This is a genomic window from Bradyrhizobium sp. LB14.3, from assembly GCF_040547985.1.
GTDB lineage: Bacteria > Pseudomonadota > Alphaproteobacteria > Rhizobiales > Xanthobacteraceae > Bradyrhizobium.
Genome location: NZ_JBEPQT010000006.1, coordinates 185,445 through 200,948, shown reverse-complemented (window position 1 = coordinate 200,948; position 15,504 = coordinate 185,445). Strand labels below are relative to the sequence as shown.

Here is a 15,504-nt window from a genome sequence, read left to right as displayed (position 1 = left end):
ATGTTCACCGGCATTGTCACCGATATCGGCGAGATCGTCGGCTTCAAGCCGACGGCGCAGGGCCAGTTGCACCGGCTGCGCATCGCCTGCCGCTACGATCAGACCACCATTGCCGATGGCGCCTCGATCGCCTGCAACGGCGTCTGCCTGACCGTCGTCGCCTCGGGTGTCGAAAGTGGCTCCACCTGGTTCGACGTCGATGCTGCGGCCGAGACGCTGGCGCTGACGACCGCAAAGCACTGGAGGGTCGGCACGAGGCTCAACCTCGAGCGTGCGCTCAAGATCGGCGACGAGCTTGGCGGGCATATCGTCGCCGGCCACGCCGATGGCATCGCGACCCTCGTCAGCCGCGAGGACCTGCCCGACATGGCTCGGTTCGAGCTCTCCACGACGCGGGAGCTGGCGCGGTTCATCGCGACCAAGGGCTCGATCACGCTCGACGGCGTGTCGCTGACGGTTAATACGGTGAAGGACGTGATCTTTTCGGTGCTGATCATCCCGCACACCCTGACGGTCACGACGATCGGTACCTGGAAGGCAAGCACCGAGGTCAATATTGAGGTCGATTTGATGGCCCGCTACGCGGCGCGGCTGACGGAAATGAAGTGACGGCGTCTTTGAACTTGGCTTACCCGCTGGCGGCGACTACATAGCGCCAACCCCTTTGAAACGGATCGATTATGGCTGACGCACGGCGTGCACCCCTGAAGGACCAGACCGACATTTCCGGCGCGCGCGCGCTGATTGTCGAGGCGCGGTTCTATGACGATCTCCAGGACGCGCTTCTGGACGGCGCAGTGGCCGAGTTGAAGGCGGCGGGCCTGACCCATGATGTCATCACGGTTCCCGGCGCGCTGGAGATCGCGGCGGCGGTGGCGATTGCCATCGATGCCGCGGCTGCCAATGGCAAGCCCTATGACGCCGTGATCGCGCTCGGCTGCGTGATCCGTGGCGACACCATCCATTTCGAGATCGTCTCGCAGGAATCCTCGCGCGCGCTGATGGACCTAGCGGTGGCGCGAAAGCTGCCGCTCGGCAACGGCATCCTCACAGTCAACACCGAGGCGCAGGCCTGGGCGCGAGCGCGCGCCAGCGAGCTCAACAAGGGCGGCGATGCCGCGCGCGCCGCGATTGCGATGCTGCGGATAAAACGCCGGCTGGCGCGAGCTTGATCATGGCCGATAGCAACAAAAGGCCGCCGGCTGGCGCGGAGAAGAAGGCGAACCGACGCGGTGCGGCGCGGCTCGCCGCCGTGCAGGCGCTCTACCAGATGGACATCGCCGGCGCCGGCATCAACGACATTTTTGCGGAGTTCGAGAGCCACTGGCTCGGCAACGAGGTCGAGGGCGATACATATCTCCCGGCGGAAGCGGCGTTCTTCCGCGACGTCGTCTCCGGCGTCGTACGCGACCAGAAGAAGCTCGATCCCCTGATTGACGAGGCGCTGTCGAAGGGCTGGCCGTTGAAGCGCATCGAAGCGATCCTGCGCGCGGTGCTGCGGGCCGGGGCCTACGAATTGGAGCACCGCAAGGACGTTCCGGGCCGCGTCGTGGTCTCGGAATATGTCGACGTCGCCAACGCCTTCGTCGATCGCGAGGAGACCGGCATGGTCAACGCGGTGCTCGACCAGATCGGCCGCCAGTTTCGCGGTGACGAGTTCGGGCGGGGGTAGATTGAGACGACGTCCGCCGTAGCCGTCATCCTGAGGTGCCGGAGCGAAGCGGACGCCTCGAAGGACGGCGGCGTGCCACCGAGGGTGCATCTCGGCCACGCATCCTTCGAGGCTCGCAAGGGCTCGCACCTCAGGATGACGGGTCTAGTACCGTGACGCAGGACAAAGAACCGGTATCCGCCGAAGACTCCCTCATCGCGCGCTATTTCAAGCCGCTGGCGACCGATCCCGGCGCGCTAGGGCTCGTGGACGATGCCGCCATCCTGAAATCCCAAGGCGAGGATATCGTCGTCACCACCGATGCGGTGGTGGAGGGCGTGCATTATCTTGCCACCGATCCGCCCGACACCATCGCGCGCAAGGCGCTGCGGGTGAATCTGTCCGATCTCGCGGCCAAGGGCGCGACCCCTGCCGGCTTCGTGCTGACGCTGGCGCTGCGCAGCAAGGAAGACGCCTGGCTCAGGCCGTTCGCGGATGCGCTGGGCGAGGACGCGAAAATATTTGCCTGCCCGCTGCTCGGTGGCGACACGGTGTCGACGCCGGGGCCGCAGATGATCTCGATCACCGCCTTCGGCCGCGTGCCGCGGGGGCAGATGGTCGGCCGCACCGGCGCAAGGCCGGGTGACCGCATCCTAGTGACGGGGACAATTGGTGACGCCGCGCTCGGCCTCAACGTGCTCAACGGCGGCGCGGCGGCGGGTGCGCTGGCCTCCGATCCGCACGCGCGCGAGGTGCTGATCTCGCGCTATCGCGTGCCGCAGCCGCGCAATGCTCTCGCGCAGGCCGTGCGTGACCATGCGACGGCTGCGATGGATGTCTCCGACGGCCTTGCCGGAGATCTGACAAAGCTCTGTGCGGCATCAGGCGTCTCGGCCACGATCGACGTGGCGAGCATGCCGCTCTCGGCTGCTGCGGCCGGCCTGATCGCGGCCAACGTCGTTTGCGTTGAGACGCTGCTGGCCGGGGGTGACGATTACGAGGTGCTGTGCACGGTGCCGCCGGCGCAAGGCGACGCGCTGATTGCCTTGGGACGGGCGGCAGGCCTTGCCGTCACGGCCATCGGCACGATCGTGGCTGGCCATGAGCGGCCGCGCTTCCTGGACGGGCAGGGCCAGGAACTGGTCTTGAAGCGGCTGTCCTACAGCCACTTCTAGGAATTGCCCCAAACCGGCGTCCAGTCTCTCCGACTGAGCCTAAATACCTGCCGAGATCGGCTTTTTCGGCCTTATCCGGCGTTGCACCCTCAATTTGATTTTGGCAAGCTTGTGACCGACTAGGGCCGCGCCTTCGGGCAAGGGCGGCCTTGTTCAACATCAAGGCGCCGCACCGCACGACGGAAAATAAAAGGCGCCGGGGGTACGTTCATCAAGGATCTGAGGCAAAAAATCACATGACAGCATTATGGTTGATTGTGCTCTGCGGAGTGCTTTCCGTCGTCTACGCGATCTGGGCGACATCTTCGGTTTTGAGTGCGGATGCGGGGTCGCCGCGCATGCAGGAGATCGCGGAGGCAGTACGCGAAGGCGCACAGGCCTACCTGAGGCGTCAGTACACCACGATCGGTATCGTCGGCATCGTCATCTTCGTGCTGCTTGCCTATCTGCTCGGTCTCTATGTCGCGGTCGGCTTTTTGATCGGCGCCATCCTGTCGGGAGGGGCCGGCTTCATCGGCATGAACGTCTCGGTTCGCGCCAATGTGCGCACCGCGCAGGCGGCGACGACATCGCTTGCCGGCGGCCTCGAACTCGCCTTCAAGGCGGGTGCGATCACCGGCATGCTGGTGGCGGGTCTCGCGCTGCTCGGCGTGACCCTCTATTTCGGCTTCCTGGTCCATTCGCTGAAGCTCGCGCCCGATAGCCGGACCGTGGTTGACGCGCTGGTGGCGCTCGGCTTCGGCGCCTCGCTGATCTCGATCTTCGCCCGTCTCGGCGGCGGCATCTTCACCAAGGGGGCGGACGTCGGCGGCGACCTCGTCGGCAAGGTCGAGGCCGGCATTCCCGAGGACGATCCGCGCAACCCGGCGACCATCGCCGATAACGTCGGCGACAACGTCGGCGACTGCGCCGGCATGGCTGCCGACCTGTTCGAGACCTATGCGGTGACCGCGGTCGCCACTATGGTGCTCGCGGCGATCTTCTTCGCCAAGACGCCGATCCTGATGGATATGATGACGCTGCCGCTCGCCATCGGCGGCATCTGCATCATCACCTCGATCATCGGCACCTTCTTCGTGAAGCTCGGGCCGAGCCAGTCGATCATGGGCGCGCTCTACAAGGGCCTGATCGCAACCGGCATCCTGTCGCTGGTCGGCATCGCCGGCGTGATCCATTACCTGATCGGATTCGGCAAGCTCGACGGCGTCGACTACACCGGCATGGCGCTGTTCGAGTGCGGCGTGGTCGGCCTCATCGTCACCGCGCTGATCATCTGGATCACTGAATACTACACCGGCACCGACTATCGTCCGGTGAAGTCGATCGCCCAGGCCTCGGTGACCGGCCACGGCACCAACGTGATCCAGGGCCTTGCCATCTCGATGGAATCGACCGCGCTGCCCGCGATCGTCATCATCGCCGGCATCCTTGTCACCCACAGCCTCGCCGGCCTGTTCGGCATCGCGATCGCGACTGCCACCATGCTGGCGCTGGCCGGCATGGTCGTTGCGCTCGACGCCTTCGGTCCCGTGACCGACAACGCCGGCGGCATTGCCGAGATGGCGGGCCTGCCGAAGGAGGTGCGCAAGTCGACCGACGCGCTCGACGCGGTCGGCAACACCACCAAGGCGGTGACCAAGGGCTACGCGATCGGCTCCGCCGGTCTCGGTGCGTTGGTGCTGTTCGCGGCCTACAACCAGGACCTCAAGTTCTTCGTTGCAGACTCCGCGCACCATCCCTACTTCGCCGGCGTCAATCCGGACTTCTCGCTCAACAACCCCTACGTGGTGGTGGGCCTGCTGTTCGGTGGTCTGTTGCCGTATCTGTTCGGCGCGATGGGCATGACGGCTGTGGGCCGCGCGGCGAGCGCGATCGTCGAGGAGGTGCGCCGGCAGTTCCGCGAGAAGCCGGGCATCATGCAGGGCACCGACAAGCCGGACTACGGCAAGGCGGTCGACCTGCTCACCCGTGCGGCGATCAAGGAGATGATCATCCCCTCGCTGCTGCCGGTTCTATCGCCGATCGTGGTTTACTTCCTGATCTACGCCATCGCGGGTGGCGGCGTGGCCGGCAAGTCGGCGGCATTCTCGGCCGTGGGTGCGATGCTGCTCGGCGTGATCGTGACGGGCCTGTTCGTCGCGATCTCCATGACCTCGGGCGGCGGCGCCTGGGACAACGCCAAGAAGTACATCGAGGACGGTCATTTCGGCGGCAAGGGCAGTGGTGCTCACAAGGCGGCCGTGACCGGCGACACCGTCGGCGATCCCTACAAGGACACGGCAGGTCCCGCGGTGAACCCGATGATCAAGATCACGAACATCGTGGCTCTGCTGCTGCTTGCGATCCTGGCGCACTGAGCGGCGCGAACGAAACAAGACAAAACCCCGCGGCGCGAGCCGCGGGGTTTTCTGTTCGATAGGTTGGATGCTTTCACCCCGTCATTGCGAGGAGCTCTTGCGACGAAGCAATCCGGGGTCTTTCCGCGGAGGGATTCTGGATTGCTTCGCTGCGCTCGCATGATGGAAGTGACGCCTACTGCACGTCCATCTGCAGCCCTTCCTTCTGGATGATGCCGGCGAACTTCTTCGTCTCGACGTCCACGAATTCGGCAAACTGCTGCGGCGTGCCGTAGTCGGCTCGGGCGCCCATAGCGACGATGTTCTTCTTGATGTCGTCGCGCTCGAGCATCGCCTTCACCTGGAGATTGAGCGCCTCGAGCACGGCAGGAGAGACGCCCTTCGGCAGGAAAACCGAGAACCACGACGAGACGTCGAAATTCGCCAGCTCCGGCGCACTCTCGCGCATGGTCGGCAGGTTCGGCGCGAGGTCGCTGCGCTCGGTCGTGGTGACGCAGAGGCCGGTGAGCGTGCCGTTCTGCACCTGCGGCAGGCTCGGATAGAGGTTGTCGAACAGGATCTGGATGTCGCCGGCGAGCGCCGCCTGGAGCGCGGGACCGGCGCCCCGGAACGGGATGTGCGTCATCTTCAGGCCGGTGAGCTGGAGGAACCAGGCGCCGGTGAGGTGAGGGCTCTGGCCGACGCCGGAGGAGGCGTAGCTGAGCTTGTCGGGATTGGTTTTGAGATAGGCGATCAGCTCGGCGATCGACTTGATGCCGGTCTTCGGATGCGCCGAGACGATGTTCGGGATCCGGATCATGTTGGAGACCGGCTGGAGCTGGTTCGGCTTGTAGGTGAGGTTCTTGAAAATGCTGTAGGCGATTGCGTTCGGACCGGGATTGCCGATCAGGATGGTGTGGCCGTCCGGCTTCGAACGGACCACCTCGGCCGCGCCGATCGTGCCGCCGCCACCGGAGCGGTTTTCAACGACGGCCGACTGGCCCCAGGCGGTCTGCAGATGCGCGGCCAGGAGCCGGCCCATCACGTCGGTCGAACCGCCGGCGGCGGCGGGCACCACGACGCGGACGTTTTCGGTGGGTTTCCAGTCTGCCAGGCTCGATCGCGGCAGGATCGCTGCGGCCGAGAGGCCGGCAGCACCGGTGAGCACGCGACGGCGGGACAGCAATCTATTGGGCACGAATCCACTCCCTGCTTCTTGTTTTGCAAGGAGCGTATGGAACAGGACGCGCAACGGCAAGTCGCACGCAGCGGCACGACGCCGCAGGATGAAGGCTCAGTTAAAGCTCAGCAGCTTGAAGATCGGCGTGAGGTAGCTCATCTCCTGGCCCGACGTCGCCGTGGTGCGGCTGACGAAGTCGAAGATCTTGCCGTCCTGGAGACCGTAATTCGCAAGCCGACGCACGCGTCGCGACTTGTCGAAATAGACGGCGATGACGCGCTGGTCGACCACCTTCTGGTTCATGAAGGCGACCATGCGCTCCGAGCGCTGCGAGATGTAATAGAACACCTCGCCGTCGAGGGTTGCGACCGTGGAGGGGGTGCCCATCACGATCAGCACCTGATCCTGGCTCGCGCCGATCGGAATTTGCTCCAGCGCGTTGGGCGGCAGGATGTAACCCTTCTGGAACTGCTCGCCGGTGCAGCCGGCAAGCGCAACGCCAACCAGGGCCGTGGCCGCGAACAGGCGCAAGCCGCGCCAACGTGCTTGAACGCCGCGCCGCTTGTCCGCGCGCAGGCTGGTCTGGTTCGTTATCGTCATAGCGGAACTGATTCCGTCCCCTTGCGTCGCGCGAGGCGCTGAAGTACCGGGCGGAGACTCTGAATGCAACACGCGCGCGCCCGCTTGCGGAAACCACAATGTTTTGGCCGTTCAATCACTTCAGGAAACCCCGGCTAGCCTCGCCGGGCACCATTGAAGCCATCTATGGCATGATCGTGACGCAGGCGCGAGAACCCATATTTTACCGAGACTTGGGCGTGCCGGATACGGTTAACGGACGTTTCGACCTGTTGCTGCTGCATCTCTGGCTGCTGCTGCGCCGCCTGCGCACGGTCCATGGCGCACCCCAACAAGGCGCCACCGAGCTGTCGCAGGCGCTGTTCGATCGCTTCTGCGAGGACATGGACGACAATCTGCGCGAGATGGGGATAGGCGACCAGACCGTGCCGAAGCGGATGCGGGCCTTCGGCGAGGCCTTTTACGGCCGGGTCCAGGCCTACGACCAGGCCATGGAAGGCGGCGACGCGACGCTGGCATCGGCGATCTGCAAGAATATCTTGAATGGAGCCGGCATGGATCAGGCGCAGCGACTGGCGGACTATGCCAGGGCTACCGAGGCCGATCTGGGCCGGACGGGCGAGGCCGCACTGCTGGGTGCGTCCTTCAAGTTTCCCCCAGCGCTTCCTGAGGATGTCACGCCATGAGCCGACCGATTACAGGACCCGGGCCCGATCCCTGGCGGGTGCCCGTCGTCATTGCACAGATCCCCGACACCGGGCTGCATCGCAAGCTCGAGGCCTCGGCCGCCGAGCGGCAGGCCATGGCCGAGATGGCAGGCTTGCGGGAGGTCCTCTCTGTCCAGGCCGCCTTCGATGTCGTGCCGGAAAGCGGCAACCGGATCCAGGTCACGGGGCACGTTCACGCCCGGATCGGCCAGACCTGTGTGGTCACCCTCGACCCGATCGAGAACGAGATCAAGGAAGAGGTGGACCTTATATTCGCCCCGGAGGCCGAGGTGCGCCGGCTGGCCGATCTGATGGAGGAGGGGCAGAACGATAAGGAGCATGTCGCCGATCCGCCGGAGGCGATCGTCAATGGCATCATTGACCTCGGGAGGCTTGCCACCGATGCGCTGTTCCTGGCGGTCGATCCCTATCCGCGGAAGCCGGGGGTCGTATTCGAGGTGGAGGCCACCGCCCCCGATCCGGAGGACCATCCCTTTGCGGTACTGAAGGCGCTTCAGGACAAGAAGAAAGACAAATAGGTGCCGTCTTCCCCAGAAGACCGCTTTGCCAGGGGGCGTGAGGTGTTTGCGGCGGCGCTTTGAAAGGTCAAGTTATCTATCTGATTTCTATATACTACCTGTGAAATCGTCCGTCCGCAGCCGGATCGTCCCGGATGCAAAAGGCTGGGGGCAAGAGGTTGTTTCGGGATAACAAAACGCTATTGTCGCGGCCCGGTCCGGGTGCGCGTGGCGCTTGGCCGACCGCCATGTACATGGATGGCGAACCCACTTTGCGGCCCCGCTCGTTCAAGACCGCACCAGACCAGGTTTCCAGGACTTTTATGCCAAGCAAGGTTCGTATCGCGCTTGACGCCATGGGGGGCGACGCCGGCGCCGCCGTGGTCATTCCAGGAGCCGCCATCTCGCTCCAGAGGCATCGCGAGATCGAATTCCTGCTGGTCGGGGACCGCGCCAAGATCGAGCCCGAGCTCGACCGTCACCCCGCGCTGAAGGCCGCCTCGAAGATCATCCATACCGACGTCGCGGTCAGTGGGGAGGAAAAGCCGAGCCAGGCGCTCCGGCGCGGCCGCAAGACCTCCTCCATGTGGCTTGCCATCGATGCGGTGAAAAAGGGCGAGGCGGATGTTACGGTCTCTGCCGGGAATACCGGCGCGCTGATGGCGATGTCGCGCTTCCACCTGCGCACGCTGCCCGGCATCGACCGTCCGGCGATCGCCGGTATGTGGCCGACCAAGCGCGGCGATTCCGTCGTCCTCGACCTCGGCGCCAGCATCGGCGGCGATGCGCACCATCTGGTGTCGCTCGCCATCATGGGCGCGGCGATGGCGAGCGTGTTGTTCAACAAGAACCGTCCCACGGTCGGCCTGCTCAATATCGGGGTCGAGGAGATCAAGGGGCACGAGGAGATTCGCGAAGCCGGCGAAATCCTGCGTGCCAGGAACCTGCCGGAGCTCGACTATCTCGGCTTCGTCGAGGGCGGCGGCATCGGCCAGGGCGTGGCCGACGTCATCGTCACAGAAGGCTATAGCGGCAACATCGCGCTGAAGGCCGCCGAGGGAACCGCGCGGCAGATGGCGGAATTGCTCCGCAACGAGATGATGCGGGGCTGGATGTCCAAGTTCGGCTATCTCCTGGCACGCGGCGCCTTCCAGGCGCTGCGCAACAAGATGGATCCGAACAAGTCCAACGGCGGCGTGCTCCTGGGATTGAACGGGATCGTGGTCAAGAGCCATGGCGGAATCAGCGCCGAAGGCTTTGCCTATGCGATCGATGTTGGCTATGAGATGGTGAAATTCGATCTTCTCAACAAGATCAATCAGATGCTCAACCGCGAGGGTGGTGCACTCAATTTCGTGCCGACCGCGCCGGAGGATGTTTCGTGACTCAAATTCGTTCGGTCGTGCTGGGCTGCGGCTCTTATTTGCCGGAGCAGGTGGTGACCAACGCCGAATTGGCGGCGCGCATCGACACGTCCGACGAGTGGATCGTGCAGCGCACGGGCATTCGTGAGCGGCGTATCGCTGCCGAGGGCGAGTTCACCTCGCATCTGGCGCTCAAGGCGGCGCAGGCTGCGCTCGCCGACGCCGGCGTGGACGCGCAGTCGATCGAGCTGATCGTGCTCGCGACCTCGACGCCCGACAACACGTTCCCGGCGAGCGCGGTCGCCGTCCAGCACGGGCTCGGCATCAACCATGGCGCGGCCTTCGACCTTCAGGCGGTGTGCTCGGGCTTCGTGTTCGCGCTCGCCACCGCCGACAATTTCCTGCGCACCGGCGCCTTCAAGCGCGCGCTGGTGATTGGCGCGGAAACCTTCTCGCGCATCCTCGACTGGAACGACCGCGGCACCTGCGTGCTGTTCGGCGACGGCGCTGGCGCAGTGGTGCTGGAGGCGCAGGAGCAGCCGGGCAACACCGCAACCGACCGCGGGATCGTGACCACGCATCTGCGCTCCGACGGCCGCCACAAGGCGAAGCTGTTCGTCGACGGCGGGCCGTCCTCGACCCAGACCGTCGGTCATCTGCGCATGGAAGGCCGCGAGGTCTTCAAGCATGCGGTCGGCATGATCACCGACGTGATCGTCGACGCCTTCGAGGCGACCGGGCTCAATGCCGACAGCATCGACTGGTTCGTGCCCCACCAGGCCAACAAGCGAATCATCGACGCCTCCGCGCACAAGCTCCATATCGCGCCGGAGAAGGTGGTGCTGACGGTGGACCGTCACGGCAACACTTCGGCGGCCTCGATCCCGCTGGCGCTGGCGGTGGCGCGCAAGGACGGCCGCATCAAGCGCGGCGACCTGGTTCTGCTGGAAGCCATGGGCGGCGGCTTCACCTGGGGCTCCGCGCTGGTGCGCTGGTAGCCACAGTCGATAAAATTTTGCCCGAATCAGCACGATTATCGATGCGTCTGCATTGATGAGCGCTGTTGACCGGCGTATCGTAACCTCATAATTTCAGACAACAATTGTTCGCCGTGATGTGGGGCAGGGCGATGACCGATCAAAGTAAAACCGTAACGCGTGTCGATCTGTGCGAAGCCGTCTACCAGAAGGTGGGACTGTCGCGCACGGAATCGTCCGCCTTCGTGGAACTCGTGCTGAAGGAGATCACCGATTGCCTTGAGAAAGGCGAGACGGTGAAGCTGTCCTCGTTCGGCTCCTTCATGGTCAGGAAGAAGGGCCAGCGCATCGGTCGCAACCCGAAGACCGGCACCGAGGTGCCGATCTCGCCGCGTCGCGTCATGGTGTTCAAGCCGTCGGCGATCCTGAAGCAGCGGATCAACGCCCAGCACCGCACCAATGGCGACGGCAGCAAGGTACAACCCGAGGCTTAAACCGCCTTTCGGATAAGGATTTGGCATTTGGACAAGGCGCCGGATGCGTTCCGAACCATCAGCGAAGTAGCGCAGGAACTCGACATTCCGCAGCACGTGCTGCGGTTCTGGGAGACCCGATTCTCCCAGATCAAGCCGATGAAGCGCAGCGGCGGCCGCCGCTATTACCGCCCCGACGACGTCGACCTGCTCAAGGGCATCCGCCGTCTGCTCTACGGGGAGGGCTACACCATCCGCGGGGTACAGCGGATCCTCAAGGAGCACGGCGTCAAATCGGTGCAGGGCCTGGCCGACGGCGCGGCCGCGGTCTCGTTCGGCGCCATCGAGGACGCCGTCGGCGCGAGCCTGATGGAGCCCGAGGAGGAGACCGGCGTCCGCGGCGCCCGCGACAGCGACGATGACGACTACCAGGGCGAGGAGGAGGAGGGCATCGACTTCCGCTTCTCGGAGACCGACGACGAGGAAATCCTCACCACCTTCCGCAAGGGCGGCACCCCCGCCGCGCCCGCCGGCCCCAGCGCCATCGACCGGGAGCGCCTCGGACGGGTGCTCGCCGACCTCGTGGCCTGCCGCGAAATGCTGGATCAGGCGCTGAAGGAGGCCTAGCGCCGGATTCCCTCCGCTTGGGGCCAGTTCCGGGGCCGTTCGGCAGAGGCACCAAAATGGTGTGACCTCGCCTTGCGCAAACCGGCGATCCTAGCTAATGGAACGACGTTCGGAGCGTGGCGCAGCCCGGTTAGCGCACTAGTCTGGGAGACTAGGGGTCGGAGGTTCAAATCCTCTCGCTCCGACCATTTTTCTCAATAAAATCAAACCTATCTTTGGGCGGTCGGTTTGCAGCCAACCGCCCGTTTGCAGATAGTTTGCAATTCTGTTCGCGTGTCGTTCTATCCAACCTGCAATACTCCTGCCGCACGGCCTTCCCGATCGCCCAGTTCCGGGCTCGCTTTTTGCGAGAATCGCAGCTTAAGCTCGCTACATGGAGTGGAAAGTCATCTCCGAAAACTGGGCCGTCGTGATGATGGCTCCGTTACCGTTTCTTGCCGCCCTGTGCTCCGGGATCGCGGTCGGCTGGATCGTGGTCGGGCTGATCTACAGCCAGAGGCTCGCTCATCAACAAGACCTCATTGCAAACTTACGGGCCGTTCTAGAGGACAAGATGCCGGCCCGAGTGCTCGGACCAGTTCTTCGCGCGAGGACCAAAAAAATGGTCATTGGACTTACTTTGATTTTTATTGGCCTCGGCGTCGCGTTGATCGGAGCCGTCTTCGCCACGTTCGGCGGCTCAGCCACGAAAGTGGCCGTGTTGCCGAGTCTCCCAGGTTCGAATGCTAACCAAATGCCGGTGGTCCCTCCGCCGCAGACGGCCCCGCCCGAAGTGGCGCCCGCAAAAACTGCAATAAAGGTAACCTACACCGAGCGTGACGTCAGAGAGATGCTTGACGCGTTGACCGACGCACACAGGCTGATTGAGGATGTAGTCTCGCCGTCATTCTTTCAACTGGAATCGCAGGTGGTCAACTGGCAAGGCGCGATACCCAATATGGGACCTAACGGTTTCGCGATTGCACTCAGCGCGAGACGCGAAAAAATCCAGACGGAAGTTTGGCCTCAGATAAATGACTTCGTCTATAAGACGCACGATCGCTACAAGGATCAGATGCGGTTTGCGCTAGCCTTGGACGAGGAAGCTGCAAAAGGTGAGGTTATCCGCGCTCTCGACGTCGCGATCGCCTCCGTAAAATTGATCCCCCCTAACGCTCCTCCAGAGACCTACAAGCTCGTCGAACGTGACTTTAAGGCTGTGGCAAACCTCTTCAATCCCGGCGTCTATAAGTGGATTGGCACCGCGCGGACGAGGATCGACGAGATGTCAAAGAACTTGCGCTCCACCGGGAAAACAGGTTTCGAAGATCAGTGGTTACCAGCGTCCGCGAGCTTGTCCCGATAGTTTTCAAGTTTCAGGTAGGCATTCGCTGCAAGAACACCGCGCCGGGCGAGATAAGCATCAATGATGCGCTGAGCCTTATCCACGGTCCAGGTTAGCGCCTCCGCGATCTCCGGTGCAGTCGCGCCGGCCTCAGCGAGCAAGGTGGCGGCGGTGCCCCGGTTATCGTGAAAGTTGAGATCGCCTGCGCCTACCGCGTCCGCATCCTCGCGCCAATGGTCGTTGAAGTAGCGCTTGGTGTAGGCCTTGCCGGTCGGCGTCAACATGACCAGCGCGCCAGCGCGGGGCAGGGCGTCGAGGTGAGCTTTCAACTCCCGCGTGGCGGGGATCCAAAGCATTTTGCTGGTCTTGCTTGATCGGATTTGTACCCGCGCCCCGTCGTAACGCGTCCAGGCAAACTTGCGGACGTCGCTAGCGCGCATGGCGGTATTTCGCACCAGGATCATTGCCGTTGCCATGGCTGCACGCGCGGTCTTGATGAACTGCTGCTGTAGCTCCTCCGACCACGTCTTATCGGCCCGGTCGCTCTTGTAGAGCCGGTGGAAGGTCGGGATAGGGTGGTGCTTGATCCGCCGCTGTTCTTTCGCGAACGAGAGCACGCGGCAGAGCGCCGACATGAGATTGTCGGCCGATCGGCGCGAAGTCTTGCCTAGCTCTTGATGCCAGGCGAGGGCGTCCGCCGCAAAAGAGTCAGCGTCATCTGCGTTGTTGAAGGTGTCCTCGGGGACGGTTCCCCATTGCTGCTCAATGCGCTTGAGCTTCCACGGGTACTGCTTCCGAGACTCTTCGCTCAGCGCGGCGAACGTGCTGGAGGAATCGAATAGGCGAATGAGATCGACGAGCGTCTTTTCGCTACGCCGACGGGTCCGCTTCTCTGCGTCCGCATAGGTCTCCGCAAGCCGGTCGGGGTCCAGGCGGATGCCGGTCGCTCGGTGGTAGAGGTAGATTTTGACCGTGCCGTCCGCCTGCCGCTTTGGGACGCGGTTGATGCCCTTGAGCTTAAGCGGCTTCGGCTTTACGCGCATTCTCGGCTTTCCAGCGCTGGTAGGGGGTCAGTTCCTGGGCTGATTCTGTCACAAGGCCCGATGCCCGGTCTAGGGCCACGTCAAGGGCTTTCCTGTCCCATCTGTTGGTCCCTGGGATCGCTGGCGGGACGATGCCCTTTTGCTGCCAACGATCGAACGCGGCGAGGCTGTTGCAGCCGCTGTATTCGGCCGCCTCTTGCTTCGTTAGCCCGCGCTTCGTCAAACCTTGCACTTCCGTCATCCACATTCGGTGTCTGACTTTGCCTATAGCGTTCTGATTCAGGGCTACGCAGGGAAAATGAGCCCGAGATGCAAAAAGGGCGCGGTGTGATCCGCGCCCTTTTTATTGGTTACCCTGGTGTACGCCTAACGCTGATCCAGAACCCGCTCGATTCCATATCTCTCTTTGAGCACGCGGGTCGCGCGTGCGCTTGGATCGCGCAGCAGGTGATCCGGGGCGCGACCGAGATAGTCCAGAAGGGAGTCGATCTCGGCGACGTCATCGGCCGGCAAGCCAGTCGGGTCCTGCTTATCGGACACCTTCGAAGAGCCTCTCTCCCGACAACCGGATGTAGTTCTTGAACTCCGTCTCGTTGTCGATCGCGGCCGCCGTCATCGCGTGGGCAATGACGCCGACACACGAATCCCGATCGGAGTCGCCGTTCTTGTAGGCGTCGAGAACGGTTTCGAGGAACTGGTCGAGCGCGACGTGGTCGGTTTTAGTTGGCTGGAATGCCATTCACTTCTCCTGTCATCAGTCGGATTGATCTTCCCTGACGAAACCAGCCGGCGATGGGTCTCCGGCTGGTTGTACTGACAGAGGAGAAGCGAGTAGCCCCGACTGGGCAGCTAGTCGCTACCTTGGCTATAGCGTTCGCGATCAGGATCACGCGCGGATTCTCAAAAAACTTTCAGGCCGCCGCCTTGTCCTCACTGCGGGCCGACTCCGGCCAGACGTCGTGACCGAACATCAGAAGCTCGCCGGCAACGTCGTCGAGCTGGACGGACATTTGGCGCAGCGCGGTCTGGTCAAGGTCCGGAAGGCCGTGGTCGCGGGCAAACTCCCGCGCGGTCGAAAGCAGGCGCCTTGCCAGGAGTTGGCGCTTCAAATCAAAAGTGATTTCAGAAGAAAACTTTGTCGTCATCAATTACCCCGTGCATGTGGTCATCAGCCGGATTGGTGATGTACGGAATCGAGATGCGCGATTTGCGAGTCGGCGGCAAGAGCGCGAAACCGGCATGTAAGCCGTTACTGATGACGCACGTTCAGGCTCAGCCAGCATGTCAATAGCCGACTTATTTATCTCGATCAGTCGCTACTTACAGAGTTTGCTCGCCGGTTCGATAGCAGCTTTTTCTTCGTTGTAAGGCCATCACCCGGGCAGTCCGCCCTTGACGATAGAACCGTTTTTGCCCCAGAACGGCAGGATTGGGGGCGAGAATTTAGGGCGTTAAAACCTTGCCGCGAGTGCGGCGCACAGGTGAGCACTGCTGCAGAAACTTGCCCTCATTGCGGGGTGAAGAGACCCGTAAAATCCGCGGCGTCTTCG

19 protein-coding genes and 1 tRNA gene are annotated in these 15,504 nt (G+C 63.2%); 13 read left to right on the top strand and 7 right to left on the bottom strand.

The window, feature by feature from the left end; all coding sequences use genetic code 11:
* From ABIB00_RS15205 to ABIB00_RS15185, 5 genes are all read left to right on the top strand, one after another.
* A complete protein-coding gene (locus ABIB00_RS15205) occupies positions 1–609 on the top strand; it encodes a riboflavin synthase (RefSeq protein WP_354104909.1) in 609 nt (202 codons plus the stop codon).
* Positions 610–680: 71 nt separating this feature from the next.
* Positions 681–1,172 (top strand): 6,7-dimethyl-8-ribityllumazine synthase, encoded by a 492-nt coding sequence (ribH, locus tag ABIB00_RS15200; protein ID WP_247349421.1) that lies wholly within the window; start codon positions 681–683, stop codon positions 1,170–1,172.
* A gap of 2 nt (positions 1,173–1,174) precedes the next feature.
* Entirely contained in the window at positions 1,175–1,672 is a 498-nt protein-coding gene (gene nusB, locus ABIB00_RS15195) for a transcription antitermination factor NusB (RefSeq protein ID WP_354104908.1), read from the top strand.
* Positions 1,673–1,824: 152 nt separating this feature from the next.
* Complete coding sequence (gene thiL / locus ABIB00_RS15190; RefSeq protein ID WP_354104907.1) at positions 1,825–2,826, top strand: thiamine-phosphate kinase; 1,002 nt, start codon at positions 1,825–1,827, stop codon at positions 2,824–2,826.
* A 236-nt stretch (positions 2,827–3,062) separates the two neighbouring features.
* Positions 3,063–5,183, top strand: a complete 2,121-nt coding sequence (locus ABIB00_RS15185; protein ID WP_354104906.1) for a sodium-translocating pyrophosphatase — start codon at positions 3,063–3,065, stop codon at positions 5,181–5,183.
* A gap of 175 nt (positions 5,184–5,358) precedes the next feature.
* Here the strand turns inward: ABIB00_RS15185 and ABIB00_RS15180 are convergent, their stop codons facing one another.
* Together ABIB00_RS15180 and ABIB00_RS15175 are read right to left on the bottom strand one after the other, a co-directional pair.
* Entirely contained in the window at positions 5,359–6,360 is a 1,002-nt protein-coding gene (locus tag ABIB00_RS15180) for a Bug family tripartite tricarboxylate transporter substrate binding protein (protein ID WP_354104905.1), read from the bottom strand.
* A gap of 96 nt (positions 6,361–6,456) precedes the next feature.
* A complete protein-coding gene (locus tag ABIB00_RS15175; RefSeq protein WP_247445482.1) occupies positions 6,457–6,942 on the bottom strand; it encodes an outer membrane protein assembly factor BamE in 486 nt (161 codons plus the stop codon).
* A 98-nt stretch (positions 6,943–7,040) separates the two neighbouring features.
* On the opposite strand from ABIB00_RS15175, the gene ABIB00_RS15170 reads away from it, so the two are divergent.
* From ABIB00_RS15170 to ABIB00_RS15135, 8 genes are all read left to right on the top strand, one after another.
* On the top strand, positions 7,041–7,607 hold the full coding sequence (locus tag ABIB00_RS15170; RefSeq protein ID WP_354104904.1) for a ubiquinol-cytochrome C chaperone family protein: 567 nt from the start codon (positions 7,041–7,043) through the stop codon (positions 7,605–7,607).
* Entirely contained in the window at positions 7,604–8,167 is a 564-nt protein-coding gene (locus tag ABIB00_RS15165; RefSeq protein ID WP_354104903.1) for a YceD family protein, read from the top strand. The genes ABIB00_RS15170 and ABIB00_RS15165 overlap by 4 nt, the downstream gene beginning before the upstream one ends.
* A 302-nt stretch (positions 8,168–8,469) precedes the next feature.
* A complete protein-coding gene (gene plsX / locus ABIB00_RS15160; protein ID WP_354104902.1) occupies positions 8,470–9,531 on the top strand; it encodes a phosphate acyltransferase PlsX in 1,062 nt (353 codons plus the stop codon).
* Entirely contained in the window at positions 9,528–10,508 is a 981-nt protein-coding gene (locus ABIB00_RS15155) for a beta-ketoacyl-ACP synthase III (protein ID WP_354104901.1), read from the top strand. The genes plsX and ABIB00_RS15155 overlap by 4 nt, the downstream gene beginning before the upstream one ends.
* Positions 10,509–10,639: 131 nt before the next feature.
* Positions 10,640–10,981 carry an integration host factor subunit alpha gene (locus ABIB00_RS15150; protein ID WP_026311906.1) on the top strand — a complete coding sequence of 114 codons (342 nt, stop codon included), beginning with the start codon at positions 10,640–10,642 and terminating at the stop codon, positions 10,979–10,981.
* Between the two features lie 27 nt (positions 10,982–11,008).
* Positions 11,009–11,587 (top strand): MerR family transcriptional regulator, encoded by a 579-nt coding sequence (locus ABIB00_RS15145; protein ID WP_354104900.1) that lies wholly within the window; start codon positions 11,009–11,011, stop codon positions 11,585–11,587.
* A gap of 110 nt (positions 11,588–11,697) precedes the next feature.
* Positions 11,698–11,775, top strand: a tRNA-Pro gene (locus ABIB00_RS15140).
* Positions 11,776–11,960: 185 nt separating this feature from the next.
* Positions 11,961–12,932 carry a hypothetical protein gene (locus ABIB00_RS15135; RefSeq protein ID WP_354104899.1) on the top strand — a complete coding sequence of 324 codons (972 nt, stop codon included), beginning with the start codon at positions 11,961–11,963 and terminating at the stop codon, positions 12,930–12,932.
* Here the strand turns inward: ABIB00_RS15135 and ABIB00_RS15130 are convergent.
* The 5 genes from ABIB00_RS15130 to ABIB00_RS15110 all read right to left on the bottom strand — a co-directional run bounded on the left by ABIB00_RS15130 (position 12,896) and on the right by ABIB00_RS15110 (position 15,099).
* The gene (locus tag ABIB00_RS15130; RefSeq protein ID WP_354104898.1) at positions 12,896–13,954 is read right to left on the bottom strand and encodes a tyrosine-type recombinase/integrase; all 1,059 of its coding nucleotides are present in this window, start codon (positions 13,952–13,954) and stop codon (positions 12,896–12,898) included. The two genes, ABIB00_RS15135 and ABIB00_RS15130, sit on opposite strands and share 37 nt — an antisense overlap.
* Positions 13,929–14,201, bottom strand: a complete 273-nt coding sequence (locus ABIB00_RS15125; protein WP_354104897.1) for a hypothetical protein — start codon at positions 14,199–14,201, stop codon at positions 13,929–13,931. The genes ABIB00_RS15130 and ABIB00_RS15125 overlap by 26 nt, the downstream gene beginning before the upstream one ends.
* Before the next feature lie 119 nt (positions 14,202–14,320).
* The gene (locus ABIB00_RS15120; protein WP_354104896.1) at positions 14,321–14,494 is read right to left on the bottom strand and encodes a hypothetical protein; all 174 of its coding nucleotides are present in this window, start codon (positions 14,492–14,494) and stop codon (positions 14,321–14,323) included.
* The gene (locus tag ABIB00_RS15115; protein WP_354104895.1) at positions 14,484–14,693 is read right to left on the bottom strand and encodes a hypothetical protein; all 210 of its coding nucleotides are present in this window, start codon (positions 14,691–14,693) and stop codon (positions 14,484–14,486) included. The genes ABIB00_RS15120 and ABIB00_RS15115 overlap by 11 nt, the downstream gene beginning before the upstream one ends.
* A 172-nt stretch (positions 14,694–14,865) precedes the next feature.
* Positions 14,866–15,099, bottom strand: coding sequence for a hypothetical protein (locus ABIB00_RS15110; RefSeq protein ID WP_354104894.1), 234 nt, complete (start codon positions 15,097–15,099; stop codon positions 14,866–14,868).
* Between the last annotated feature and the right edge of the window lie 405 nt (positions 15,100–15,504).

Excerpts from the sequence above, each read along its gene's own strand:
- ABIB00_RS15125 (WP_354104897.1), bottom strand. The coding sequence starts at position 14,201 with ATGTGGATGACGGAAGTGCAAGGTTTGACGAAGCGCGGGCTAACGAAG.
- ABIB00_RS15175 (WP_247445482.1), bottom strand. The coding sequence starts at position 6,942 with ATGACGATAACGAACCAGACCAGCCTGCGCGCGGACAAGCGGCGCGGC.
- ABIB00_RS15135 (WP_354104899.1), top strand. The coding sequence starts at position 11,961 with ATGGAGTGGAAAGTCATCTCCGAAAACTGGGCCGTCGTGATGATGGCT.
- ABIB00_RS15110 (WP_354104894.1), bottom strand. The coding sequence starts at position 15,099 with ATGACGACAAAGTTTTCTTCTGAAATCACTTTTGATTTGAAGCGCCAA.
- plsX (WP_354104902.1), top strand. The coding sequence starts at position 8,470 with ATGCCAAGCAAGGTTCGTATCGCGCTTGACGCCATGGGGGGCGACGCC.
- ABIB00_RS15115 (WP_354104895.1), bottom strand. The coding sequence starts at position 14,693 with ATGGCATTCCAGCCAACTAAAACCGACCACGTCGCGCTCGACCAGTTC.
- ABIB00_RS15170 (WP_354104904.1), top strand. The coding sequence starts at position 7,041 with ATGTTTTGGCCGTTCAATCACTTCAGGAAACCCCGGCTAGCCTCGCCG.
- ABIB00_RS15130 (WP_354104898.1), bottom strand. The coding sequence starts at position 13,954 with ATGCGCGTAAAGCCGAAGCCGCTTAAGCTCAAGGGCATCAACCGCGTC.
- nusB (WP_354104908.1), top strand. The coding sequence starts at position 1,175 with ATGGCCGATAGCAACAAAAGGCCGCCGGCTGGCGCGGAGAAGAAGGCG.
- ABIB00_RS15165 (WP_354104903.1), top strand. The coding sequence starts at position 7,604 with ATGAGCCGACCGATTACAGGACCCGGGCCCGATCCCTGGCGGGTGCCC.
- ribH (WP_247349421.1), top strand. The coding sequence starts at position 681 with ATGGCTGACGCACGGCGTGCACCCCTGAAGGACCAGACCGACATTTCC.
- ABIB00_RS15185 (WP_354104906.1), top strand. The coding sequence starts at position 3,063 with ATGACAGCATTATGGTTGATTGTGCTCTGCGGAGTGCTTTCCGTCGTC.
- ABIB00_RS15205 (WP_354104909.1), top strand. The coding sequence starts at position 1 with ATGTTCACCGGCATTGTCACCGATATCGGCGAGATCGTCGGCTTCAAG.
- ABIB00_RS15150 (WP_026311906.1), top strand. The coding sequence starts at position 10,640 with ATGACCGATCAAAGTAAAACCGTAACGCGTGTCGATCTGTGCGAAGCC.